The 23,989-nt window shown below is 66.0% G+C and carries 19 protein-coding genes and 1 tRNA gene; 13 read left to right on the forward strand and 7 right to left on the reverse strand.

Going from position 1 to position 23,989, the window contains the following annotated elements; translation table 11 throughout:
* Window positions 1–422 (reverse strand): response regulator (locus tag Q0U08_RS05810; protein WP_298090311.1); only part of this gene is annotated, 422 nt, incomplete at its 3' end.
* A gap of 266 nt (window positions 423–688) precedes the next feature.
* Between Q0U08_RS05810 and rpsU the strand changes: the two genes are divergently transcribed.
* The 4 genes from rpsU to Q0U08_RS05830 all read left to right on the forward strand — a co-directional run bounded on the left by rpsU (window position 689) and on the right by Q0U08_RS05830 (window position 4,490).
* Entirely contained in the window at window positions 689–895 is a 207-nt protein-coding gene (gene rpsU / locus Q0U08_RS05815) for a 30S ribosomal protein S21 (RefSeq protein WP_007404630.1), read from the forward strand.
* A 119-nt stretch (window positions 896–1,014) separates the two neighbouring features.
* Window positions 1,015–1,614 (forward strand): FKBP-type peptidyl-prolyl cis-trans isomerase, encoded by a 600-nt coding sequence (locus Q0U08_RS05820; protein ID WP_298090312.1) that lies wholly within the window; start codon window positions 1,015–1,017, stop codon window positions 1,612–1,614.
* Between the two features lie 449 nt (window positions 1,615–2,063).
* On the forward strand, window positions 2,064–2,438 hold the full coding sequence (locus Q0U08_RS05825) for a hypothetical protein (RefSeq protein ID WP_298090313.1): 375 nt from the start codon (window positions 2,064–2,066) through the stop codon (window positions 2,436–2,438).
* Between the two features lie 111 nt (window positions 2,439–2,549).
* Entirely contained in the window at window positions 2,550–4,490 is a 1,941-nt protein-coding gene (locus Q0U08_RS05830; protein WP_298090314.1) for a beta-N-acetylglucosaminidase domain-containing protein, read from the forward strand.
* 35 nt (window positions 4,491–4,525) lie between these two features.
* Here Q0U08_RS05830 and Q0U08_RS05835 read toward each other — a convergent pair whose 3' ends face one another.
* Window positions 4,526–5,686, reverse strand: coding sequence for a dienelactone hydrolase family protein (locus Q0U08_RS05835; RefSeq protein WP_298090316.1), 1,161 nt, complete (start codon window positions 5,684–5,686; stop codon window positions 4,526–4,528).
* A 112-nt stretch (window positions 5,687–5,798) separates the two neighbouring features.
* Here Q0U08_RS05835 and Q0U08_RS05840 point away from each other — a divergent pair, with 112 nt between their 5' ends.
* Both Q0U08_RS05840 and Q0U08_RS05845 read left to right on the forward strand, forming a co-directional pair.
* Entirely contained in the window at window positions 5,799–7,658 is a 1,860-nt protein-coding gene (locus Q0U08_RS05840) for a M1 family metallopeptidase (RefSeq protein ID WP_298090317.1), read from the forward strand.
* Between the two features lie 166 nt (window positions 7,659–7,824).
* Window positions 7,825–8,382 (forward strand): CHAP domain-containing protein, encoded by a 558-nt coding sequence (locus Q0U08_RS05845; protein ID WP_298090318.1) that lies wholly within the window; start codon window positions 7,825–7,827, stop codon window positions 8,380–8,382.
* A gap of 47 nt (window positions 8,383–8,429) precedes the next feature.
* Here the strand turns inward: Q0U08_RS05845 and Q0U08_RS05850 are convergent, their stop codons facing one another.
* The 3 genes from Q0U08_RS05850 to Q0U08_RS05860 are packed head-to-tail and all read right to left on the reverse strand — an operon-like array spanning window position 8,430 to window position 12,587.
* A complete protein-coding gene (locus Q0U08_RS05850; protein WP_298090319.1) occupies window positions 8,430–9,728 on the reverse strand; it encodes an MFS transporter in 1,299 nt (432 codons plus the stop codon).
* Window positions 9,729–9,750: 22 nt separating this feature from the next.
* The gene (locus Q0U08_RS05855; RefSeq protein WP_367271100.1) at window positions 9,751–11,226 is read right to left on the reverse strand and encodes an alginate export family protein; all 1,476 of its coding nucleotides are present in this window, start codon (window positions 11,224–11,226) and stop codon (window positions 9,751–9,753) included.
* A 29-nt stretch (window positions 11,227–11,255) separates the two neighbouring features.
* Window positions 11,256–12,587, reverse strand: coding sequence for a dicarboxylate/amino acid:cation symporter (locus Q0U08_RS05860; protein ID WP_298090320.1), 1,332 nt, complete (start codon window positions 12,585–12,587; stop codon window positions 11,256–11,258).
* Between the two features lie 205 nt (window positions 12,588–12,792).
* Between Q0U08_RS05860 and Q0U08_RS05865 the strand changes: the two genes are divergently transcribed.
* From Q0U08_RS05865 to Q0U08_RS05875, 3 genes are all read left to right on the forward strand, one after another.
* Window positions 12,793–14,586 (forward strand): ATP-binding protein, encoded by a 1,794-nt coding sequence (locus Q0U08_RS05865; protein WP_298090322.1) that lies wholly within the window; start codon window positions 12,793–12,795, stop codon window positions 14,584–14,586.
* An 8-nt stretch (window positions 14,587–14,594) separates the two neighbouring features.
* Complete coding sequence (locus Q0U08_RS05870; RefSeq protein ID WP_298090324.1) at window positions 14,595–15,935, forward strand: sigma-54 dependent transcriptional regulator; 1,341 nt, start codon at window positions 14,595–14,597, stop codon at window positions 15,933–15,935.
* A 430-nt stretch (window positions 15,936–16,365) separates the two neighbouring features.
* Window positions 16,366–17,505, forward strand: a complete 1,140-nt coding sequence (locus Q0U08_RS05875; RefSeq protein WP_298090326.1) for an ionic transporter y4hA — start codon at window positions 16,366–16,368, stop codon at window positions 17,503–17,505.
* Here Q0U08_RS05875 and Q0U08_RS05880 read toward each other — a convergent pair.
* On the reverse strand, window positions 17,478–17,765 hold the full coding sequence (locus Q0U08_RS05880; protein WP_298090328.1) for a hypothetical protein: 288 nt from the start codon (window positions 17,763–17,765) through the stop codon (window positions 17,478–17,480). The genes Q0U08_RS05875 and Q0U08_RS05880 overlap by 28 nt on opposite strands.
* Entirely contained in the window at window positions 17,741–19,453 is a 1,713-nt protein-coding gene (locus Q0U08_RS05885) for a M1 family metallopeptidase (RefSeq protein WP_298090329.1), read from the reverse strand. The genes Q0U08_RS05880 and Q0U08_RS05885 overlap by 25 nt, the downstream gene beginning before the upstream one ends.
* A 114-nt stretch (window positions 19,454–19,567) precedes the next feature.
* Here Q0U08_RS05885 and lon point away from each other — a divergent pair, with 114 nt between their 5' ends.
* From lon to Q0U08_RS05905, 4 genes are all read left to right on the forward strand, one after another.
* Complete coding sequence (gene lon, locus Q0U08_RS05890; protein ID WP_298090330.1) at window positions 19,568–21,964, forward strand: endopeptidase La; 2,397 nt, start codon at window positions 19,568–19,570, stop codon at window positions 21,962–21,964.
* A gap of 215 nt (window positions 21,965–22,179) precedes the next feature.
* A complete protein-coding gene (locus Q0U08_RS05895; RefSeq protein ID WP_112382708.1) occupies window positions 22,180–22,452 on the forward strand; it encodes an HU family DNA-binding protein in 273 nt (90 codons plus the stop codon).
* Between the two features lie 58 nt (window positions 22,453–22,510).
* Window positions 22,511–22,585 (forward strand) — tRNA-Val (locus Q0U08_RS05900).
* 361 nt (window positions 22,586–22,946) lie between these two features.
* Window positions 22,947–23,888 (forward strand): IS110 family transposase, encoded by a 942-nt coding sequence (locus Q0U08_RS05905; protein ID WP_298090331.1) that lies wholly within the window; start codon window positions 22,947–22,949, stop codon window positions 23,886–23,888.
* Window positions 23,889–23,989: the final 101 nt, after the last annotated feature.

The following is a 23,989-nucleotide window of genomic DNA, read 5'->3' on the forward strand; positions in this document are numbered from 1 at the left end:
GGGGCGGGGGCCTCACTGCGCGCAGGCAGCGCGGCGTTGCGGCGCAGGACGGAGCGGATGCGCGCCAGCAACTCGCGCGGGTTGGCGGGCTTGGCGATATAATCGTCCGCCCCCATTTCCAGCCCGACGATGCGGTCCACCTCCTCGCCGATGACCGATAGGATGATGACCGGTGGCGCGGTCGCCCGGTCGAGCGTGCGCAGGACGGACAAGCCGTCCTCGCCGGGCATCATCACGTCCAGCACGATCAGCGCATAGGCCTGCCGCGTCATCTGCGCGCGCATCTCGGCGGCGTCGGCGGCGGTATCGACCACATAGCCATGCGCGGACAGGAAGTCCGCGGTCAGCTCGCGAATGCCGGGATCGTCGTCGACGATGAGGAGGCGGGTGGATAGGTCCAAGCTGGCGGCCGGTTGCAACATGCCTTGAGGGATCGGACACAGGCGTATCGCGCGCATGTCCATGCTGCAACATTATGCAACGATCGAGTAGTTCCCGCCCGGTTGTGGCATGATGGCCACAGCGGCGCGGCCCGACGGCAGGCGGCGAGACGCGCTTGCCAAGGATGCCCGGTGCTGCTAGGCGCCGCCTGTTCTCGACGCGGACTCGTTCGCGCCGACTATTCGCCATTCAGACCGATCGCTGTTCCGGCATGGGCAGCGCATATCGACCGGAGTTTTTGGATTTTATGCAGATCATCGTTCGCGACAACAATGTCGACCAGGCTCTTCGCGCGCTCAAGAAGAAGCTGCAGCGCGAGGGTGTGTATCGCGAAATGAAGCTGCGCCGCCACTATGAGAAGCCGTCGGAGAAGCGTGCGCGCGAGCGTGCCGCCGCCGTGCGCCGCGCCCGCAAGCTGGAGCGCAAGCGCGCCGAACGCGACGGCGCCCGGTAAGCACCCGGCCGGACATCAGGCCACACCCCGCATCTCCGGAGTGTGGCCGTCCGGCGCGAAGTTTCCCGACCTATCACCGGTGACGGCCGGACCGGCACCACAAAATCAGGTGCAAATCGATGTCCACCGTCACCGCCGTGCCGCTCCGCCCCGTCAAGCGCAGCTATCTCGTCTATCTGTGGCTGGGGCTGGTGCTCGCCTGCGTCGCGGCCGTCGCACTGGCGACGCAAGGCGATGACTTCCTGACCCGCAATGCGCGCGCCAAGGGCGTGGTGACCACCGCGTCGGGCCTGCAGTACAAGGTGCTGGAGCCGGGTCAGCCGGGTGCGGCCAAGCCCACCGATGCCGATGTCGCGCTGGTCCAGTATGAGGGCAAGCTGCTGAACGGCACCACCTTCGACAAGTCGCAGCAGCCGACGCCGATGCCGGTATCGGCGGTCGTGCCGGGCTTCTCCGAAGCGCTGAAGCTGATGCCCAAGGGCGCCAAGTATCGCGTGTGGATCCCGGCGGCGCTGGGCTATGGCGACCGCGAGGCCGGCCCGATCCCGGCCAATTCGACGCTGGTGTTCGACGTGCAGTTGCTCGACTTCCTGCCGGAAAGCGTCGTGCGTCAGATGCAGATGCGTCAGGGCATGGGCGGGGCTATGCCGGGTGGAGCAGTTCCGGGGGGCGCGGTTCCCGGCGGTGTTGTTCCGGGGGCTCCGGCTCCGGCAAACTGATCCCAAACGAACGGTTGTGATGAAAAGGGGCTCCGCCGTGTGGCGGAGCCCCTTTTTCGTTGCGTAAGGGGTTGGCGAGCTTTGCCGTTTCCAGTTCGTATCCCCGGCCGAAATGCCGGCCTGACCCATGATCACCCGGCAAGGCGGTTCGCCGGCTGGTGGCCTTGGTAAATTGTCGAACTTTCGGCGGTCGAATTCTTTCAGTATGATGCAGCAATGCTGATGCTCATCGCCACTATCATCATTGCGCAATTTGCGGCGCCGGGGGTCGATGTAAAAGATATCGTTACACCGTAAGTTGCGGCTCAGCGGGTCCGTGCTTGTGGACCGGGCGAAGTGTCAGTGAAAGCGTCGAAAGAGGCAGATATAGACCTGATTGCTGTAGCGACAGTCGATCATATTTCAGATCAGCAACTTGCCTGTATGGAAAAGGCCGCGGGCTATTAGATGTGCGGCTGGCGCCGAAACTTCAGCCGCGGTTCGATGCAATTCGGGAACGCCGCATGGCTGCCGTCATGGCGGAGATGGGCCGTGCCTGGCTCCGGGCGCATCATCTTTCGGACCGTCTGCCGAACTATCGCCGCGGCGTCACTGATGATGCGTCATTCGCCCGCAAGATCGAAACGCTGTGCGGTGTGGAGAAAGCGCTGCAATCCAAATATGGCCCTCATGCGCTCGACCCCAATTGGACGGGGCGTCATATGATGACGGCCGATCGGAGCAGGGCCGATCGGAGCAGTGAGGGCCTCGAATGCCTGTTCAACGTCAGTTGGGCAACCGGCTTCGACATCCACTTCATCGGTAACGAGCAATCGGCGCCGTGACAGATGGCGTATCGACAGGTTTGATCCCGTAGCTTGCCGTTCGCGCGACATGCTCCTAATCATTGGTCAATAATACCAATTCGATACCGGAGAACAGGGATGACGCGACGCATGCGCAGGATCGGCGCTACCTCGATGATGGTCGCGGTGGCGGCACTGACGGCGATGGCCGCCCCGGCATCAGCGCAGCCGGCGACGTTGCCGGCGATCTTCCCCGCCCCGGTCTCGATGGCGCTGGGCCAGGGCACGATCACGCTGGGTTCTTCCGTGGTACTGGTGGCCAGCCCCGATGCAGATCCCGCGACCGTGGCTCTGGTGCGCAGCATCCTGACCTCGGCGGGCGTGGAAACGATCACGAGCGCGCGGCGGGTGCCGGCGGCGCTAGACCAGGTTCATGTCGTGGTTGGAACGGGTGGCGAGGCGGTGGTGCGCGATGCGCTGGCGCGCAGTGGGGCAAAGGTCGACGACCATGCCGAGGGCTATACGATCGCCAGCATCGCGAAAGGTCGCGGCGGGCTGATCACGCTGGCGGGGCGGGATGGCGACGGGCTGTTCCATGCCGCGCAGACGTTTCGCCAACTGGCCCGGCGGGGCACGATCCCGGCGCTGACGATCCAGGATCATCCGGCGATGCCGATCCGCGGCACGATCGAGGGCTTCTACGGCGCGCCCTGGACGATGGCGGACCGGACCAAGCATCTGGACTTCCTGGCCAGCGTCAAGGCCAACACCTATATCTACAGCCCCAAGGACGATCCCTATGCGCGGGATCGCTGGCGCGAGCCCTATCCGGCCGAGACGCTGTCGGCGCTGGGCACGCTGGCGGCCGCGGCACGGCGCAACCATGTCGATTTCGTGTATGCAATCTCGCCTGGGCCGACGGTGTGCTTTTCCAATCCGGCCGACCTGACGGCACTGGAGCGCAAGTTCGACGCGCTCCGCGGGATCGGCGTACACAGCTTCTATGTCGCGCTGGACGATATCGAATACACCAAGTGGAATTGCGAGCAGGACAAGGCGGCTTTCGGTCCTTCCGGCGCCGAGGCGGCGGGCGTTGCGCAATCGAAGCTGTTGAACGCGGTGCAGGCCGATCTGGTGGCGAAGGATCCAGCGTCCCGGCCGCTGATCATGGTGCCGACCGAATATTTCGACGCCAAGGAAAGCCCGTACAAGGCGGCGCTCCGCAAGCATCTGGATCCGCGCATCGTGGTGCAGTGGACCGGCACGGACGTGGTTCCGCCGGCGATCTCGGTGCCCGATGCCAAGGCTGCGACCAAGGCGTTCGGGCGCAAGACGCTGCTTTGGGACAATTATCCGGTCAACGATTATGCGCAGACGACGGGGCGGCTGCTGATGGCGCCCTATGCGCGGCGTGAGGCGGGATTGGCGAGCGAGCTGACCGGCATCCTGTCCAACCCGATGAACCAGGAGGCGCCGAGCCGCGTCGCGGTGACCGGCGTGGCGGCGTTCGCGTGGAACGACAAGGGCTATGATGCGGAGCGGACCTGGCATGCCGCGGCGCGCGAACTGGCAGGCGGCGATGCGCGTGCGACCGAGGCGCTGCTGACCTTCTTCGACACGCAGCACATGGCGCCGACCTTTGGCAGCCAGCCGTGGCAGGAGCAGGCACCGCGATTGAAAACGGTGCTGGACGGGGTGCGCGAGGCGATCGCGGACGGCGATGCGGCGGCGCGGGGTGAGGCGATCATGGAACTGCGCGAGACCGCGGATGCGATGGCGGGGGCGCCCGATATCATTCGCTCGGGAACGGTCGATCCCGGCTTTGCGGCGCAGTCGGCACCGTGGCTGGACGCGATGCAGCGCTGGGGCCGCGCCTTGCAACTGACTGCGGCGGGTCTGGATGCCGCGGATCGAGGCAATGGCGCCGCACGGCGCTACTTCGCCGACGCCAAGCGGATCGCAGGCGAGGCGGCGGCCGTCCAGAGCATCCCCGGTGCGACGCGCTTCGACGGCCCGATCAAGATCGCTGACGGGGTGCTGGACGTGTTCGTGGCGGATGCGCCGACGCTGATCGCCCTGCCGCCACAGTGACGCCGCCACAGTGACGCCGCCAGCGACGGCGAGGCTCAAAGCGTGAGCATCGCCGTCGCAGCGGAGGCGGGATCGGCACGCTCGGCGAGCGATGCCTGGATCGCGGCGGCCGTGCGCGGCACCTTGCCCTTGTAGGCAACCCGGCCGTTCACCGTGACCGTGACTGGGCGGTCGAGGTCCAGCAGCTTGTCCGACAGGCGCAGGGTGGTGCCGCGCGGCACGTCGCCGGTCAGGGTGATCGCCTGTCCATCGGCGGTGGCGACGATCTTGTCACCGGCCTTTGCCGCGGCGGCATCGGGGATGTGCAGCCAGTAGAAACGGTCGTTGGTCACGTCGTCCTGCACCCAGACGATGCGCTTGGGCCAGGGGTTGCGGGTGAACTGCGCCATCCAGGGCAGCGCCTCGGCATCCTTGCGGTTCATCCAGTGGGGCAGGCCGGGATAGATGCGCGCCATGTTGACATAGCCGCCAGGGTCGGCGGCGTGCAGGCGCTCCATCTCGGCGGCCTTCTCCGCAGCGATCTTGTTGCGATCATAGGCGCTGTCCGCACCGCCCATGAAGATGGCGAAGGGCAGGTTGCGCAAAGGGAGGAGCGTCGACTCATTGGGGTGCCCCGCCATGGTCGCGGCGGCGGCGAAGCGGTCCGCCATGCGCGGTGCCAACTGCCACACGCCGTCGCCGCCGGCGGAATAGCCCATCAGATAGACCCTGTTCGGATCGACGCCGTTCACCGCGACCTGCGCATCGATCAGCCGCTGGAACAGCGGGTCGATATGCCCCTCATGCCACAGGTTCCAGGTGTCGGTGGGCGCGCGGGGCGCCAGGTAGATGCCCTCGGCGGGTTCGTAGAGGCGGATCTGGTTGCGCCACTGCTGATCGTTCACCGCCGGCTCCGCATTGCCGCCGCCGTGCATCGAGATCCACAAGCTGCGGCCACCCTTTGGCGCGGTGCCGAAGGTCTTGCTGTCCCATTTCAGTGTCTTGTCGCCGACCGTGATCGACTTTGCCGCGACCTCCGCGCGGTATTCGTCGGCAAGCGACCGGAGCCGGGCGGCGGCCATCTGGTCGAGCATCCGGGCGGCGGCATCGCGGGACAGGCCCCTGGCGGCGTGTGCCGAGGCCGGCCGGGGAGCTGGTGCCTGGGGGAGCGTAGCAGCGACGGCGGCCGCGACGATGGGAGTAAACCAGAAGTGCATGGGGCCAGCCTTTAGCGGGCGTGGTGGCGGTGTCGATGGTCGCGGGGGCGGTTCAGTTCCCATTCGGCCGGCATCTGCCTAAGGTGCAGCCATACTGACCTTTGGAGTTGCCATGCCTGCCACCGTTCTGGCGCTTGCCCCCATTCTTGCTCTGGCCGTCCAGACGGCGCCCGTGCTTGCCACGCCGGAGGCGCGCGACGTACACAGCCATGCCCGCCCGCTGGAGGCGCGGGTTTCGCATGTCTCGCTGAACCTGTTCGCCGATTTCGACACCCATGTGCTGCGCGGGGTGGCGACGCTGTCGATCGATGCCAAGCCGGGAGCGGGGCAGGTGGTGCTGGACGATAACGGCTTGCGCATCGTCTCGGTCACGGATGCGGGCGGCAAGGCGCTGCCCTATACGGTTGGCACAGGTGATGCGGTGCATGGCGGCCCGCTGACCGTGACGCTGAACGGCGCCAAGGCGATCCGCATCGCCTATGCCTCCGCGCCCGACGCCAAGGCGTTGCAATGGCTTAGCCCGGCGCAGACCGCAGGCAAGGTGCAGCCCTTCCTGTTCAGCCAGGGCGAGGCGATCCTGAACCGCAGCTGGATCCCGACGCAGGACTCGCCGGGCATTCGCCAGAGCTGGGACGCGACGATCAACGTGCCGGCCAAGCTGACCGCGGTGATGAGCGGCGATGCTGTGGGCAAGCCGGTCTGCAAGGCGGATCGCTGCACCTATCGCTATGCCATGGACAAGCGGGTGGCGCCCTATCTGATCGCGCTGGCGGTGGGGGACATCACGTTCCGCGCGACGGGGAAGCGGACGGGGATCTGGGCGGAGCCGGTGACGCTGGACAAGGCGGCGTATGAGTTCGGGGAGCTGGACAAGTTCGTGGCCGCGGCCGAGGGGCTGTATGGGCCTTATCGCTGGGGGCGATACGATGTGCTGGTGCTGCCGCCATCCTTTCCGTTCGGTGGGATGGAGAACCCGACGCTGACCTTTGCCACGCCGACCGCGATCGCGGGCGACCGCAGCCTGGTCAGCCTGATCGCGCACGAGCTGGCGCATAGCTGGTCGGGCAATCTGGTGACGAACGCGACATGGGACGATTTCTGGCTGAACGAGGGCTTCACCAGCTATTTCGAGAACCGGATCATGGAGTCGCTGTACGGGAAGCGCCGGGCAGACATGGAGGCGGACCTGGCGTGGACCGACATGCAGGAGGCGGTGAAGGCCGCAGGCGGCCCGCAGTCGCCGGACACGCGGCTGCACCTGGAGCTGGATGCGTCACGCGATCCCGACGACGGCATGACGCAGATCGCCTATGACAAGGGTGCGACGTTCCTGCGCACGATAGAGGCGACGGTGGGCCGCACGCGGTGGGATGCCTATCTGCGCCGCTATTTCGACACCCACGCCTTCCAGCCGCAGACCAGCGCCGGTTTCCTGAGGGATCTGAAGGCCAATCTGCTGAAGCCGGGTGAGGCGGAGCGGATCGGCGTCGATGCCTGGGTGTACCAGCCGGGTATTCCGGCCAATGCGGTGCATGTGACGTCCGACGCGTTTCCCGCGATCGATGCGGCGGCCAAGGCGTTCGCGGCGGGCGGGCCGGTGTCCGCGGTGCCGGGCGACGTGACCACGCAGGAATATGTGCGCTTCCTGACGCAGTTGCCGCGCACGCTGTCGGCCGAGCGGTTGCGCGCGCTGGACCAGCGGTTCCACTGGAACGGGACGGGCAACAGCGAGATCCGCTTCGCCTGGCTGCAACTGGCGCTGGCCAACCGCTATCCGCCGGCCGAGGGATCGGCAGAGGCGTTCCTGACGGCCCAGGGCCGGCGCAAGTTCGTCGCGCCGCTGTTCGCGCAATTGTGGGGGCAGGGAGACTGGGGCCGTGGGCTTGCGACGCGCATCTATACCAAGGCCCGGCCGGGCTATCATGCGGTGACGACGACCACCGTCGATCGCCTGATGAAAGCGGCAAATTAACCATTCGGTAAGAATTTGGAGGAGCGCGCGACCCCAGGTTCACGCTAGGCATGCAGGTCGGCGACGATGAAACACAGTTCATCGGATAAGGTTCCCGCCGCTCTTCCAAAAAATTTCGACACCCCGTAGCCAAAATCATCACCTAGATTGGACCGGGGGGTCGCAAGTGAGTGGCAAGTCGTTGGCAGCGCGTTTTGCGCTGGTGGTTTCGTGCGGCCTGATGATGGCGACGCCCGCGGCAGCGCAGTTTTGGCAGTGCGCACCCTATGCCCGTGAAATCTCGGGCATCAACATCCATGGCAACGCGAATACCTGGTGGGGCCAGGCCGAGGGCCGCTACGAGCGTGGACATACCCCGCAGGCCGGATCGGTGCTGGCGTTCGAGGCGACGCGCCGCATGCGCGTCGGCCATGTCGCGATGGTGTCGCGGGTGGTGAGCGACCGTGAGGTGCTGCTGACCCATGCCAACTGGTCGCGCCGCGGTGGCATCGAGCGTGACGTGCGCGCCATCGACATTTCACCCAACAACGACTGGTCGCAGGTGAAGGTGTGGTATGGCCCCAATGGCGGGCTGGGTACATCGACCTACCCAACCAAGGGCTTCATCTATGCCGGCCATGCCCCGACGGCGCCGATGGTCGATGCGCTGCCGCCAGTACAGGTTGCCAGCCAGGGGCCGGATCCGATGACGGGGATCTATACGTTCGCGGGTGAGGTTAAGTAAGGCCCGAGCGATAATGCCCTCTCCCCTCCGGGGAGAGGGAAATCGGGTCAGTCCTCCATGATCAGGCTGTTCTTCCGCGTGTCACGCATGCGCAGGTAGATGACCAGCGAGATCGCGATCATGCCGGTGACGTACCAGTAGAAGCCGCGCTCGAAGCCAGCATCCTTGAACTTCAGCGCGACGAACTCCGCGGTGCCGCCGAAGATGGTGTTGGCAAGCGCATAGGGGAGCGCGACGCCCAGTGCGCGGATATGCGCGGGGAACAGTTCCGCCTTCACCACCGCGTTGATCGAGGTGTAGCCGGTGACGATGATCAGCGCGGCCATGACCAGTGCGCCGGCAACCCAGGGGTCGCGCGTCGTTTCCAGCGTGGAGAAGATCGGATAGGTGAAGCACACGCCGGCGATGCCGAAGGCGACCATCAGCGGCTTGCGCCCGATCCGGTCGGACAGTGCGCCGGCGACCGGCTGAAGCAGCATGAAGACGAACAGCGTGGCCGCGTTGATCTGGCTGGCGACCGGGCGGCTGAAGCCCGACGTGTTGACCAGGAACTTCTGCATGTAGATCGAATAGGCGTAGAAGGCGAGCGTGCCGCCCGCGGTCAACAGCATCACCGTCATCGTCTCGCGCGGGTGATGCTTCACGAGCTGCCAGAAGCCGGACTTGGGCGCGCCCTCCTTCTTTGCGTTCTGATAGCTTTCCGTCTCGGCCAGACCACGCCGGATGTAGAAGACCACGACGGCGAGCACGGCGCCGATCGCGAACGGAATGCGCCAGCCCCAGGCGTCCAGATCCGCTTCGGGCAGGACCGTCTGGAGGATCAGCAGCACGCAGATGGCGAGCAACTGGCCTGAGATCAGCGTGACATATTGGAAGGACGAGAAGAAGCCGCGGCGGTCCTTGCCCGCCATTTCCGACAGATAGGTGGCGCTGGCGCCATATTCGCCGCCGACCGACAGGCCCTGCATCAGACGCGCGAGGACGAGCGCGGCGGGGGCGAACAGGCCGATCGTCTCATAGCCCGGTGTAACCGCGATGATGAGCGAGCCGGCGCACATCAGCGTGACCGACAGCGTTAGCCCCGCCTTGCGCCCCTTGCTGTCGGCATAGATGCCCATGACCCACGCCCCGATCGGGCGCATGATGAAGCCGACCGCGAACACCGCTGCCGCCGAGAGCAACTGCGCGGTGCGGTCTTCCGACGGAAAGAAATGCGGCGCGAAATAGAGCGTGAAGGCGGAGTAGACGTACCAGTCGAACCATTCGACCAGATTGCCGGTCGAACCGCCGATGATCGATTTCAGCCGGTGGTTGCGGGTGCCCGCATCCATTGCGGTTGATGTCATGTCTATTCCTCTTCTCATCAGATCAGAACCGGAAGCTCAGCCACCCCGCGGCGAAAAACGAATTGTTCAGACCGGCGCGGTCCAGCACCGTCTTTGCCTGGAAATGCTCCAGTCGGCCGGTGAAGGACAGGCGCGGCGTGATGCTCCATACCGCCTGAAGGCGGGCGACCTCGGCAATGGCGCGGCCATCGACATTCTGCGTACCGGGCAGCGCGGCCCCGCTGGCGCGGTACACCGCGTCATTCTCGTTCGGGCGCCATGCAAAGCCGTATTCGGCCGCCAGGCGCACGCCCTTGATCGGGGTGAAGGTGAAGTTCGGCGCGGTGTACAGCAGGTTCGTCGGGGTCAGGAACAAGCCGTAGCTGTAGTAGATGTTGTTGCCGAACAGGCCGCTGGTCGTGTTCAGCGTGCCACCGTCATAGCTGCCGCCGCCCGAGCCGTAATCGACATGGACGCCGACGCGCGGCGCATCGGCGGCCTTGCCCAGCTTGTAGGTCTGCGCAACGAATGCCTGCCAGGCGGAGATCTTCTGGTTGCCGAAGGTGCCGCCCTGATGGTTGACCGTCCAGTCGATCGTGACCGGACCGATATCGCCATATGTGTGCAGGCCGATGAAATAGCGCTCTTCACGCGCTACGCGGCCACCCCAGGTCGCTGCGCGGTTGCGCAGCCGCCAGACGAATGGATCGGCATACAGCTTCGACCCGCCGAACAGGTCCGTGGGGATCTTGAAGCCGAAGGTGGCGCCGGAGAAGCGCACCGCATCGTTCTTGCGGTCGTCGCTCAGCCCTTCATAGCCATAGCTGACATAGTTCAGATCGAACACGTCCAGGCGGGTGGTGGCGTTGCGGGCATAGGCGCGCACACCATCGAGGACGAAGAACAGCGTGTTGTTGTCGCGCGGCACGGTCAGCAACTGCGGACCGTCGGCAAAGGTCTGGCGACCGGCACGAATGCCGCTGTCGAAGCCCGCGACATTGCCCTTCACCTCGGCGAAGAGCTGCTGCACGGCCAGGTCGTTGCGCAGGTTCGCATTCGGGGTGCCGAGATTGGGGCCGCTCAGGCCGGCATGGCCGACCTCGCCGAAGACGCGGAAATGGTCGCCCAGATGGACGTCGGCGCCGCCGACCAGGCGCAGGATGTCCTGGCGCTGGGCTTCGCGGTCCTGAAGATTGGGGTTCGTGGTCAGGTTGGTGCGCAGACGGGCTTCGCCGGAAAAGGTGACATAGACGTCGCCCTCCTGGGTCAGCTTCACGCATTTCAGCGCATCCAGCGGATCGTTGCGCTTGGCGGGATCGCACATCCGGCGCCAATCCTCCGCCCAGCGCGACTGATTGTAACCGCCGGTGGTGGTGCCGTCGCCCGCGGCTGCGGACGGGTAGGCACCGGTGGAGGGGCTCGCACGCTCCGGGCTGTTGCCGGGGATCGCGCTCTGTGCCTGCGCCAGCCCCGGGGCGAGGGCGATCGCTGCCCCCGCCAACCAGACGTTCTTCATCATATTCCTCTCAGTAGGGCGGGGATGCGCCCTTAGGCAGCCCTGATTTCCGGGCCGTTAACGATCGCAGGGGCGGGCCGGCTGTTCAGCGCGGCATCCAGCGCGTCCTTGTCGAGCGCATTTTCCCACCGGGCGACGACCACGGTCGCCACCGCATTGCCGATGAAGTTGGTCAGGCTGCGGCATTCGGACATGAAACGGTCGATGCCCAGGATCAGCGCCATGCCCGCGATCGGGATGGTGGGCACGATCGAGAGCGTGGCGGCCAAGGTGATGAAGCCCGCGCCGGTGACGCCGGCGGCCCCCTTCGAACTCAGCATCGCGACCAGCAGCAGGGCGAGCTGCTGCCCCAGCGACAGGTCCACGCCGCAGGCCTGGGCGATGAACAGCGCCGCCAGCGTCATGTAGATGTTGGTGCCGTCGAGGTTGAACGAATAGCCGGTGGGCACGACGAGGCCGACGACCGACTTTTCGCAACCGGCCTTTTCCATCTTCTGAAGCAGGCTGGGCAGGGCGGCTTCGGACGAGGAGGTGCCGAGGACGAGGAGCAGCTCGGCCTTAAGGTAGCGGATCAATTTGAAGACCGAGAAGCCGTTCACGCGGGCGATGGTGCCGAGCACGACGGCAACGAACAGGAAGGCGGTCAGGTAGAAGGTGGCGACGAGCGCGCCGAGGTTGACGAGGCTGCCGAGGCCGTATTTGCCGATGGTGAAGGCGATGGCGCCGAACGCACCAATGGGGGCGGCGCGCATCAGGATGCCGACCAGTTTGAACACCACGACGCTGAGGCGTTCAAGGCTGTGGAGCAGCGGCTTGGCCGGCTCACCGATCAGGGCCATGGAGATGCCGAAGAGGATGGCGACGAGCAGCACCTGGAGGATGTTGCCTTCGGTGAACGCGCTGACCAGCGTGTCGGGAATGATGCCGAGCAGGAAGCCGGTGACCGTGGTGGCGTGCGCCTTGGCGGCATAGTCGTTCACCGCGGCGGCATCGAGGGTGGCCGGGTTGATGTTCATGCCGGCGCCGGGCTGTACGACGTGCGCGACGATCAGGCCGACGATGAGCGCGAGCGTGGAGACGGTGATGAAGTAGAAGAACGCCTTGCCCGCGACGCGGCCGACCGAGGCCAGTTCGCGCATGCCGGCGATGCCGGTCACCACCGTCAGGAAGATGACGGGGCCGATGATCATCTTGACGAGCTTGATGAAGCCGTCACCCAGCGGCTTCAGCGATGCGCCGAGGTCCGGGTAGAGATGGCCGATGATCGCGCCGAGCGCGATGGCGACAAGGACCTGAACATACAAATGCGACCATATCCTGGCGCGCTTGGGCGTCTCGGCCACAGCATAGTCTTGTGCGATCACGCTTTCGTCATCCTCTGCAAGAACGGGAGGCACCGTTGATCCGGGCTCTTGGAACGTAAAGAGTGCGCAAAAACGCTCGTCGCAGCAATGTGGTAGTGCTGTTGGCCTAAATCCGCGGAAAACCGCCGAAAAAGGCGTGTCGCGCGATGTGGGGTGAGCGAATTTTCGCATGGCGCCGGCGGCGTTGCTGCGATAGTCCGCACACATGGGCCTGTTCTCCGCCAAGTCGATCCGCATCCGTGTCGCGCTGGCGGCGGGGCTGGTCGCGGCGCTGACCTTGGTCGTCGCGCTGGGATTGCGGGCCTATGCCTATGGCCATGCGCTGGACAATCTGCGCCGCGATGTCGGCCGGGTGGCGCGGCAGCAGGAACGGCTGTTGTCCAGCGAGTTGCAGCGGTTCCGGTTGTTGCCGATCGTGTTGGGCGAATATCCGGACCTGCGCAGCGCCCTGATCGCGGGCCCGGGCCGTGCGGCGGACCGGATGAACGAGAAGCTGGCGCTGCTCGCCGAGCGGACCGGCGCGCCGGTCATCTATGTCATCAACCCGCAGGGACGGACGATCGCGGCGTCGAATGCGCGAAAGCCGGACAGTTTTGTCGGGCGCGACTATGCGTTCCGGCCCTATTTCCGGCGCGCGATGGCGAACGGCACGGCGGAATATTTTGCGCTGGGCAATGTCAGCCACCGCCCCGGCCTGTTCCTCGCGCGGCGGCTGGGGCCGGTCGATGCGCCGGTCGGTGTGGTCGTCGTCAAGGTCGAGTTCGACGGGATGGCGCGGGCCTGGACGACGGATCTGGGCCAGACGCTGCTGGTCGACGCGCACGGGGTGGTGGTGGTCGCGACCGACCCGCCGGCGCGGTTCTCCACGCTGCGTCCGCTGTCCCCCGGAGAGCGGGCGGAAATCCGCGAAACGCGGCAGTTCGGTGCGCTGCCGCTGCCGCTGTCGGGCTATCGGCTGGGGGGGGATGGCAACGGGCGTGACCGGCTGGGCGACAAGGTGGTGGCGCGCGCGGTGCCGGCGCCGTTGCCGGGATGGCGGCTGATCCATGTCGCGCCGGTGGCAAGCGCGCTGCGGGAGGCGGATGCGTGGGTGCGTGCGGCGACCGTGCTGGTCGGCGTGGCGCTGGCGCTGCTGGCGGCGGGATGGTTGTGGCGGCAGACGCGGGCGGAGCGGCAGATGGCGGCGCGCGTCGCGCTGGAGGCGGAGGTGACGCGGCGGACGGCCGAGCTGCGCGAGGCGAACGGACGGCTGACGGTGGAGATCGGCGAGCGTATCCGCGCCGACCAGCGTTTCCGCGCCGCCCGCGAGGAACTGGCCCAGGCCAACCGGCTGGGCTCGCTGGGGTCGATCACCGCAAGCGTGGCGCACGAGATCAACCAGCCGGTGGCGGCGATCCGCACGCTGGCGGACAATGCCCGCATTTTCCTGGAGCGGGAGGCACCCGAGCGTGCCGGGCAGAACCTGCTCTCCATCGTCGAATTGACGCAGCGGATCGGATCGATCGTGCAGGAGATGCGGCGCTTCGCCAAGCGCGGCACGCATGGCATCGGCCCGGTAGCGATCGCCGAGATCATCGAGGGCACCATGCTGCTGATCGGTGACCGGTTCCGCAGCGCGGGCGTGGCGCTGGACCGGCCCCCCGTGGGCGATGCCCTTCCCATGGTGATGGCGGGGCGGGTGCGGCTGGAGCAGGTGCTGGTCAATCTGTTGCAGAATGCGCTGGACGCGGTCGCCGGGCAGAGCGCGCCCGAGGTCGCGCTGTATGTGGAAGACGACGGGGGCGACACGGTCGCGATCGTCGTCGCGGATAATGGTTCGGGGCTGGACCCGGCACTGGCGCCGGTGATCTTCACCCCGTTCGTGACCGGCAAGCCCGACGGGCTGGGCCTGGGGCTGGGGATCGCACGCGATATCATGACGGAGTTCGGTGGCATGTTGGAGACGGTCCCATCCAGGCTGGGCGGCGCGGCCTTTCGCGTGACGTTGCGCCGGGCGTGAGCGGGGCCATGGCGAGCGAGACGCAACCCAACGCCGCGATGCGCGTGCTGCTGGTGGATGACGACACGACGCTGCGTGGCGCGCTGGCGCAGTCGTTCGAACTGGCGGGGATCGAGGTGGAACCGCATGCCGACCCGTTGGGTGCGCTGGCCACGATCGATGCGGATTTCGCCGGCATGGTGGTGACCGACATCCGCATGCCCGGCATGGACGGCACCGAACTGTTCCGCCGGATCGCCGCGATCGATACCGATATCCCGGTGATCCTGATGACCGGGCATGGCGACGTGCCGATGGCGGTGGCCGCGCTGAAGCAGGGCGCGTTCGACTTCATCGCCAAGCCCTTTGCCGCCGATCATCTGATCGCCAGCGCCCAGAGGGCATTGGAGATGCGCCGGCTGGTGCTGGAGAACCGGCGGCTGCGACTGGCGGCGGAGGAGGCGCAGGGCGCCTATCCGCTGATCGGCGAGACGCCGGTGATGATGCGGTTGCGCGACATGGTGCGACAGGTGGCGCAGGCCGATGTCGACGTACTGATCGAGGGCGAGACGGGAACCGGCAAGGAACTGATCGCGCTGCTGCTGCACCGGTGGAGCGCGCGGCGGACGCGGCCGTTCGTCGCGGTCGATTGCGCGGCGCTGCCCGAGACGATCGCGGAGGGCGAAATGTTCGGCCAGGCGCATGGCCGGACGCCGGGACGGATCATCGCCGCCAATCGCGGCACGCTGTTTCTGGACGAGGTGGACAGCATGGCGCTGGCGCTGCAGGGCCGGATGCTGCGCGTGGTGGAGGAACGCGAGGTGCGCGCGATCGGTGCGGAGGAACGGCAGATGCTGGACCTGCGCATCGTGGCGGCGGCGAAATCCGATCTGGCGAGTGCGGTGGCGGAGGGACGGTTCCGTGCCGACCTGCTCTACCGGTTGGACGCGGTGCGGCTGCGCGTGCCGCCGCTGCGCGAACGCCGGGCCGACGTGCCGCTGCTGTTCGCGCATTTCCTGCGCGAAGCGGCGGAGCGGTTCGGGCGCGAGGTGCCGATGATCGATGCCGATGTGGAGGCGCGGCTGTTGTCGCACGACTGGCCGGGCAATGTGCGCGAGGTGCGCAACTATGCGGGGCGCGTCGCGCTCGGCCTGCCGGGGGAGGGAAGCGTGGCAGGCGGCGACGGATCGCTGTCGCTGCCCGAGCGTGTCGAGCGTTTCGAGGGGGCGACGATCCGCGCCGCACTGGAGGAAGGCGGCGGCGACGTGCGCGCCGCGCTGGTGACGCTGGGGATTCCGCGCAAGACCTTTTACGACAAGATCCAGCGGCATGGCATCGACCTGAACGCGTATCGGCGCGGGCGGGGGTAGGGGATACCGGGAGGCGCTGTCCGGTCTGAGGCACGGTGACATCCTTCATACCCGTTCGTGTCGAGTAGAGATCGAGTAGCCCCGGCAGGGGCGTATCGAGAGCTCGCATCGAGGCACTGCCGCGCGCGCCAACCTGTTCATCTGGGTATGCGGCTCCGCCGCTACTCGACAGCTACGCGAGACGAACGGGTGGGTTGGTGGTTCGGGCGAAGATGTCTCGATACGCGGCCTCGATACGCTCCTGCGGAGCTACTCGACCGCTACTCGACACGAACGGGTTGGGGTTGGGCGTTGGCGATCGGAGAAAGGGCGAGGCGGGTCCGGGCGGTGGCCCGCGAAATGCATGATCCATGTTGGACACTGCATGCCAAGTGTCGCAAATTGGCAACTTTCATGCCGTTGTTGCATTGCTGGAATAAAGGGAGATGCAATGACACAGACGACGGCAGACGAAGAACGGATCGTGCCCCCCGCGAGCAAGCGGGCCTTGCTGCACCGGATGACGATGCCATGGTGGACGCTGCTCTTCCCCTTGCTCGGCGTCGGTGCGGTCCTGATGTCGCTCTACAAGATGGGGACGCCTGGCCTGATCGCGGCGGCGGTGATCCTGATGGGATGCGTGCTGGCGGCGGTGCATCATGCCGAGGTGGTCGCGCACCGGGTGGGCGAGCCGTTCGGCACGCTGGTGCTGGCGGTCGCGGTGACGGTGATCGAGGTTTCGCTGATCGTCAGCCTGATGCTGTCGGATGCGGGCGACGCCTCCACGCTGGCGCGCGATACCGTGTTCGCGGCGATCATGATCATCCTGAACGGTATTGTCGGCCTGTGCCTGCTGGCCGGCGGCTTGCGCTATGGCGAGCAGCGTTTCTCGCTGCGCGGGGCCAGCGCCTCGCTGAACGTGCTGGTCGCGATGGTGGTGCTGTCGCTGGTGCTGCCCAATTACGTGTCGAGCGCGCCGGGGCCGACCTATGCCCCGTCGCAACTGGTGTTCGTCGCGATCGTCAGCCTGATCCTCTACGGCACGTTCGTGTTCGTGCAGACCGGGCGGCACCGCGAGATGTTCCTGCCCGCCGACGAGGATCTGCCGGCGGATGCCCATACCACGGTGCCGTCGGGCAGCGACACGCTGGTGGCGCTGGGATTGTTGCTGGTCGCACTGGTCGGCGTGGTGCTGCTTGCCAAGGGATTGTCGGCCAAGGTGGAGGAGGCGATCCTGGGCGCCGGCCTGCCGCTGGCGATCGTCGGCGTCATCATCGCCGGGCTGGTGCTGGCACCCGAAAGCCTGGCCGCGTACCGCGCGGCCAAGCGCAACCGGCTGCAGACCAGCCTGAACCTCGCGCTCGGTTCGGCGCTTGCCACGATCGGTCTCACCATCCCCTCGGTGGCGATGGTGTCGCTGGCGCTGGACCTGCCGCTGGCGCTGGGGATCGGGCCGAAGGAAATGACCGTGCTGGTCCTGTCGCTGTTCGTCATCACCCTGTCGCTGGGCACCGGGCGGACCACGCTGCTGGGCGGCGCGGTCCATCTGGTGATCTTCGCGGCCTATCTGTTCATCACCGTGGTTCCCTGAATGCGGGCCCGCTGCCGGGCCGCCAGCGCGAGCCCGGCGGCGAGTTGCAACGCGCCGTAGAGGCGGCGGCGCGTCGGCTTGCCCGCGAAAGGGCGGACCAGCAGATCGACCGCGGGCGTGCGTGAGCGCCACAGGGCGACGTGACGTTCGGGCTGGAGGAGCCCCAGCAGTCCGTCGCCGATCATGAACACGGCAGCCATCTCCGCCGTGCGGCGGAGCGCCGCCTGTGTGTCGGTCATTTCTTCCTTGTCGCGCGCCATGCCTGAAACTCCTCGATCGCCGTCGAGCGTTTCAACACGCGAGCCCAGGGATCGATCACCACATGCGCGTCGGCCGGCACGGTCAGCGTGCCGGTGCCGTCCGTCATCGGCAGTTTTTCGATGCGGTCGCCCACCTGCACCTCGATCGGCATGGGGAAGGGGCGATCGTTCGCGACCTTCCAGCGCAGCGTCAGCCGGTCGCCTTCGCGGGTCTGCTGAAGATCGGGCAGCGCCGCCTCGCGCAGATAGACGTCGAAGAACCAGCGATAATCCTTGCCCGTCACCTGGCGGACGAAGCCTTCATATTCACGGCTGGAGCCGAAGCGGGGTTTGAAGTTGCCGGGTTTCGGATCGGTGCGGCCATAGACGGCGAGGCGGGTAACGTCCCAGAAATCCTTGTCGCCGATCAGGTTGCGCAGGGTGTGGAGCATCCACGACCCCTTCATGTAGATGTCGAGGCCGGGGCCGCCATTCGCCGCCTCGTACACATCCTCCTCGGTGATGACGCGGTCGCGCACGATCGGCACCTTGGAGACGATCCCCTGCCGTTGCAGGTCCATCATTGCGGCATAGCGCGCTTCGCCCTCGCGCCAGCGGCCATAGGCGGGCTGCATGTAGCTGCCATAGCCTTCGTGCAGCCAGAAATCGTCCCAGTTGGCCGCGGTAAGCTGGTTGGCGAACCATTCATGGGTGAACTCATGATGGAACAGCCAGTCGAACCCCTCGACCGCCTTGGCATATTCATTGCCATAGGCGTTGATCGTCTGGTGCTCCATGCCCTTGTGCGGTGTTTCGACCACGCCGACCTTTTCGTCGGCGAAGGGGAAGGGGCCGACCACCGTTTCAAAGAAGTCGAGCGTCGGGGCAAATTCGGCGAACAGCTTTTCAGCCTGCGCCTTTTCGCCGGGCAGATACCAGTAGTACATCGGAATGGTGTTGCCGAAGCGGCTCTTGTAGGTGCCGCTGATCTCCTCATAGGGGCCGACGTTCAGCGCGATGGCATAGGTGTTGGGGTTCCGCGTCCGCCAGTTCCAGCGGGTGCGGCCGTCCGGCAGCGTGTCGACGCCGAGCAGCTTGCCGTTCGACGGCGCCTTCAGCCCGGCGGGAACGGTGATGTGCAGCGTCACCTGGCTGGGTTCGGCGGTGGGGAAGTCGAGGCAGGGCCAGAACAGGTCGCAGCCATAGCCCTGCGCCGTGGTGGCGAACCACAGCTTGCCGTCCGGCGTCTTCGACCAGACTACCCCGTCGTCCCACGGCGCGCGCACCGCGACGTGCGGCGTGCCGCGATAGGTGATGCTGGCCCGGATCTTCTGCCCCGCCGCCTTTGGACGAGGCAGCGGGATGACGAGTTGCCCGTCCGGGTTGGACCAGGTGCCGGCCTTCAGCGGCACGCCGTCGATCGAGACGGCGGAGACGGGCAGGTTGCGATCCAGATCGATCAGCAGGCGGGACACGGGGGCGACCGTGGTGAAGTCCAGTACCGCCACACCGGCCAGTTCGTGCGTTTCCGGCAGGATCTCGAACGACAGGTCGGCGGTATCAAAGCGCAGGGCCATCTGCTCGGCCGGGCGAACGCCGCCGGAAATCTTGGTCTGCTCGGTCAGTGGCGGCTCGCCCTTTTCGGGGAGCGGATCGGCCATCGCGGTGGATGCCAGAAGAGCGACGACGAGCAGCGGTATACGATTCATGGGCAAACTTGTTGCCGGTCGTCGCATGCTTGGCAAGCCGCGATTGATGGATGCTTCACCCTCCCCATATAAGGGGGCATGAGGGTCCCCCCGGCGGGACCCATCGGAGACTCCATGACTCAGACCTACCCCGTACTTCCGCTCCGTGACATCGTCGTGTTCCCGCACATGATCGTGCCGCTGTTCGTGGGCCGTGACAAATCGGTGGCGGCGCTGGAAGCCGCCATGGCTGCCGACAAGGAGATATTCCTCGTCGCGCAGCTCGATCCGGGCGAGGACGATCCCGCCCGCGAGGATCTGTATGAAATCGGCGTGTCGGCGACCGTGCTGCAACTGCTGAAGCTTCCCGATGGCACGGTGCGCGTGCTGGTCGAGGGCAAGCAGCGTGCCCGGCTGGTCGAGCTGACCGCGGGCGAGACGCACCTGACTGCCACCGTCGACACGGTCGAGGACAGCGGTGCGGACAATGAAGAGATCGCCGCGCTGATGCGCTCGGTGGTCGATCAGTTCGAGAATTATGCCAAGCTGAACCGCAAGCTGCCGGCCGAAACCGCGGTGCAACTGGGCGAGATCGACGAGCCTTCGCGCCTCGCCGATGCGGTGGCCGCCAATATCTCGATCAAGGTGTCCGACAAGCAGGCGCTGCTCGTCGAGACCGATCCGGCCAAGCGGCTGGAGATGGCGTTTGCGCTGATGGAGGGCGAACTCGGCGTCCTGCAGGTCGAGAAGAAGATCAAGAGCCGCGTCAAGCGCCAGATGGAGAAGACGCAGCGCGAATATTACCTCAACGAGCAGTTGAAGGCGATCCAGCGCGAGCTGGGCAACGAGAGCGACGAGGGTGACGGCGACGAGATCGCCGAGCTGACGCAGAAGATCGCGACGCTCAAGCTGTCGAAGGAGGCGCGCACCAAGGCGACGTCGGAGCTGAAGAAGCTGAAGACGATGGCGCCGATGAGCGCCGAGGCGACGGTGGTGCGCAACTATCTGGACGTGCTGCTGGGTCTGCCCTGGGGCAAGAAGTCCAAGATCAAGAAGGACATCCCCGCCGCCGAAGCCGTGCTGAACGAGGATCACTACGCGCTGGAGAAGGTGAAGGACCGGATCGTCGAGTATCTGGCCGTCCAGGCGCGCACCAACAAGCTGAAGGGGCCGATCCTGTGCCTGGTCGGTCCGCCGGGCGTGGGCAAGACCTCGCTCGGCCATTCGATCGCCAAGGCGACGGGGCGCGAATTCATCCGCCAGTCGCTGGGCGGCGTGCGTGACGAGGCCGAGATTCGCGGCCACCGGCGCACCTATATCGGATCGCTGCCCGGCAAGATCGTGACCAATCTGAAGAAGGCCGGCACGTCGAACCCGCTGTTCCTGCTCGACGAGATCGACAAGCTGGGCCAGGATTTCCGCGGTGATCCGGCGTCCGCGCTGCTGGAGGTGCTGGACCCCGAACAGAACGGCAAGTTCAACGATCATTATCTGGAGATCGATATCGATCTTTCGGACGTGATGTTCGTGTGCACCGCCAACACGCTCAATCTGCCGCAGCCGCTGCTCGACCGCATGGAGATCATCCGGCTGGAGGGCTATACCGAGGACGAGAAGGTCGAGATCGCCGAGCGGCACCTGATCGCCAAGCAGATCGAGGCGCATGGTCTGAAGGACGGCGAGTTCACGCTGACCAACGAAGGCTTGCGTGCGTTGATCCAGCGCTACACCCGCGAGGCGGGCGTGCGTACGCTGGAGCGTGAGGTCGCCAAGTTGGCGAGAAAGGCGTTGCGCCAGATCCTGGAAGGCAAGACGCAGAGCGTGACGATCACGCCGGAGAACCTGCACGAGTTCGCGGGCGTGCAGAAATATCGTCACGGCCTGTCCGAGACCGAGCATCAGATCGGCGCGGTGACGGGCCTTGCCTGGACCGAGGTGGGCGGCGAGCTGCTGACCATCGAGAGCGTGACGGTGCCCGGCAAGGGGCAGGTGAAGACCACCGGCAAGCTGGGCGACGTGATGAAGGAGTCGGTGCAGGCCGCCTTCAGCTTCGTGCAGGCGCGCAGCCCGAGCTACGGCATCAAGCCCAGCCTGTTCCACCGCAAGGACATCCACATCCACCTGCCGGAAGGCGCGGTGCCCAAGGATGGTCCGTCGGCGGGTATCGGCCTGGTCACGTCGATCGTCTCGACGCTGACCGGGGTGCCGGTGCGCAAGGAGGTGGCGATGACGGGCGAGGTGACGCTGCGTGGCCGGGTGCTGCCGATCGGCGGGCTGAAGGAGAAGCTGCTGGCAGCACTGCGCGGCGGGATCGAGACGGTGCTGATCCCGCAGGAAAACGAGAAGGATCTCGCCGACATTCCCGCCAACATCAAGGAAGGGCTGAAGATCGTGCCCGTCGCGCATGTCGACGAGGTGCTGCGTCTGGCGCTGACCGAACCGCTGGAGGCGATCGACTGGACCGACGCGGACGAGCTGGCCGCATTGCCGCCATCGGGTGTAGCCCCGGCGGGTGGCGAGCTGCATCACTGATGCGGATAATGTTGGTCGAAAGCGGCGGTATTCCGTCGCTTTCGGCCGGCAGCCGATCACGTTTCACTGATATATAAACGATTTCGCTACCCATCCTGCCGCACCGGGGCCTACCGGATTTATTTGACAGCCTGTAAGGGCGTCGCATTATCCACGGCTTTCATGGTCCAGCGATTCTTTCGGCAGCGAAATGATTCGGCAAGGGGGGTTTCAGAATGAACAAGCAGGAGTTGATCGCCACGGTCGCCGATACGTCGGGGCTGGTTCGCGGAGACGCGGTCAAGGCGGTCGAGGCGGTGTTCGATGCGATTTCCGCGGCGCTGAAGAAGGGCGACGAAGTGCGCCTGGTCGGCTTCGGCACCTTTTCGGTTTCCAAGCGCAAGGCGTCCACCGGCCGCAATCCGCGCACCGGCGAGCCGATGACGATCAAGGCCTCGTCGCAGCCCAAGTTCAAGGCGGGCAAGGGCCTGAAGGACTCGGTCAATTAATCGACTTTTGGGCTGGACAGGCGTGCAGGTGCCGCCTAAAGGCCCGTCTCCCGGTTACGGGCGCGTAGCTCAGCGGTAGAGCACACCCTTCACACGGGTGGGGTCACAGGTTCAATCCCTGTCGCGCCCACCATATCCTGGATATGGTTCAACAAAATGGCCGCCCGGTTTCCTTCCCTGGAAGGCGCAACCGGGCGGCCGTTTTGCGTTGGGCGACTTACTGCTAAAGTGTCGAACGAAATATCGGACCCACTCCCTCCGTTCGGCCTGAGCGAAGTCGAAGCCTGTCCTCGTATATTGCTGGCAGGATTGGCGCTGATGTGATGCGCTGATCCCGCGGCGTGCCGGGTCATGACCCGGCACGCCGCGGGAGCGGGTGGATCGTGCCTGTCCCTGGTCACCGAGATCGCAACTCAGCTCGGTTGCTCGCTCCCCTCATGATCGTCTCGAACGGTTGATCGGGCGTCAGAGCCCGCATGCGAGGTGGAGTCATCATGGAGCAGCCAAGCTATGTCGGCATCGACGTGTCCAAACATCATCTCGATGTCGCCTTCCCCGGTGTGCCCAAGGTCTGGCGTACGCCAAACGATGCCAGCGGTGTCGCCGCGCTGATCCGGCGAGTACGTCGGCTCGGTAATCCCCACGTCGTCTGTGAGGCGACCGGCGGTTATACACGATGGCTGACCGGTGATCTGGCCACCCAGACAGTTCCTCTCAGCCGGGTCAATCCGCGACAGGTGCGCGACTTCACCCGTGCAACCGGCCGGCTGGCGAAGACGGACGAGATTGACGCGCTTGCCATCCTGCGGTTCGCTGATGCCATGCAGCCGCCGGCATTGCCTGCGCCATCGCCCGAACAGGTCCGGCTGACCGATCTGGTCCGTCGGCGTCGTCAGCTCGTCGATGCCGCGGCACAGGAGAAGCAACGCGAGCCGATCCACGGCCAGCCGTTCGTCACAGGTTCGGTCGAACGGCATCTGGCCTTTCTGGCCACAGAGATCGCCGCCCTCGACCAGGCAATCGCCGACGCCATCGAAGCTGATGCCGCGCTTGCCCGTCGCGCTGCACTCCTGCGCACTATCCCCGGCGTCGGAGCGGTTACCGCCGCCACGCTGGTGGCCGAGCTTCCCGAACTCGGACACGCCGGCAACAAGCAGATCGCTGCGCTCACCGGTGTCGCACCCATGAACCGCGACAGCGGCCTGTCGCGCGGCCAGGCACATATCGCCGGTGGTCGAATGTCGGCCCGCTGTTGCCTCTATATGGCAACAGTGGTCGCCATCCGCTGCAATCCCGTCATCCGGCCGTTCTACAAACACCTGCGCGAACAAGGCAAACCGCCCAAGGTCGCCATTGTCGCTGCCATGCGAAAGCTCATCACCGTCGCCAACTCCATGCTCGCCCATGATCGACCCTGGCATGCCGATCCCGCTTGACCTGCAATACGGTTGCTGAGCGCCTGCCTTGGCAGGCAGTCGAAGGGGCCAAGCGCCGGTGGCTGTGCTTCGACTTCAGCGCGAAGCGCTGAAGTTTATCC

The organism is uncultured Sphingomonas sp., from assembly GCF_946477935.1.
Lineage (GTDB): Bacteria > Pseudomonadota > Alphaproteobacteria > Sphingomonadales > Sphingomonadaceae > Sphingomonas.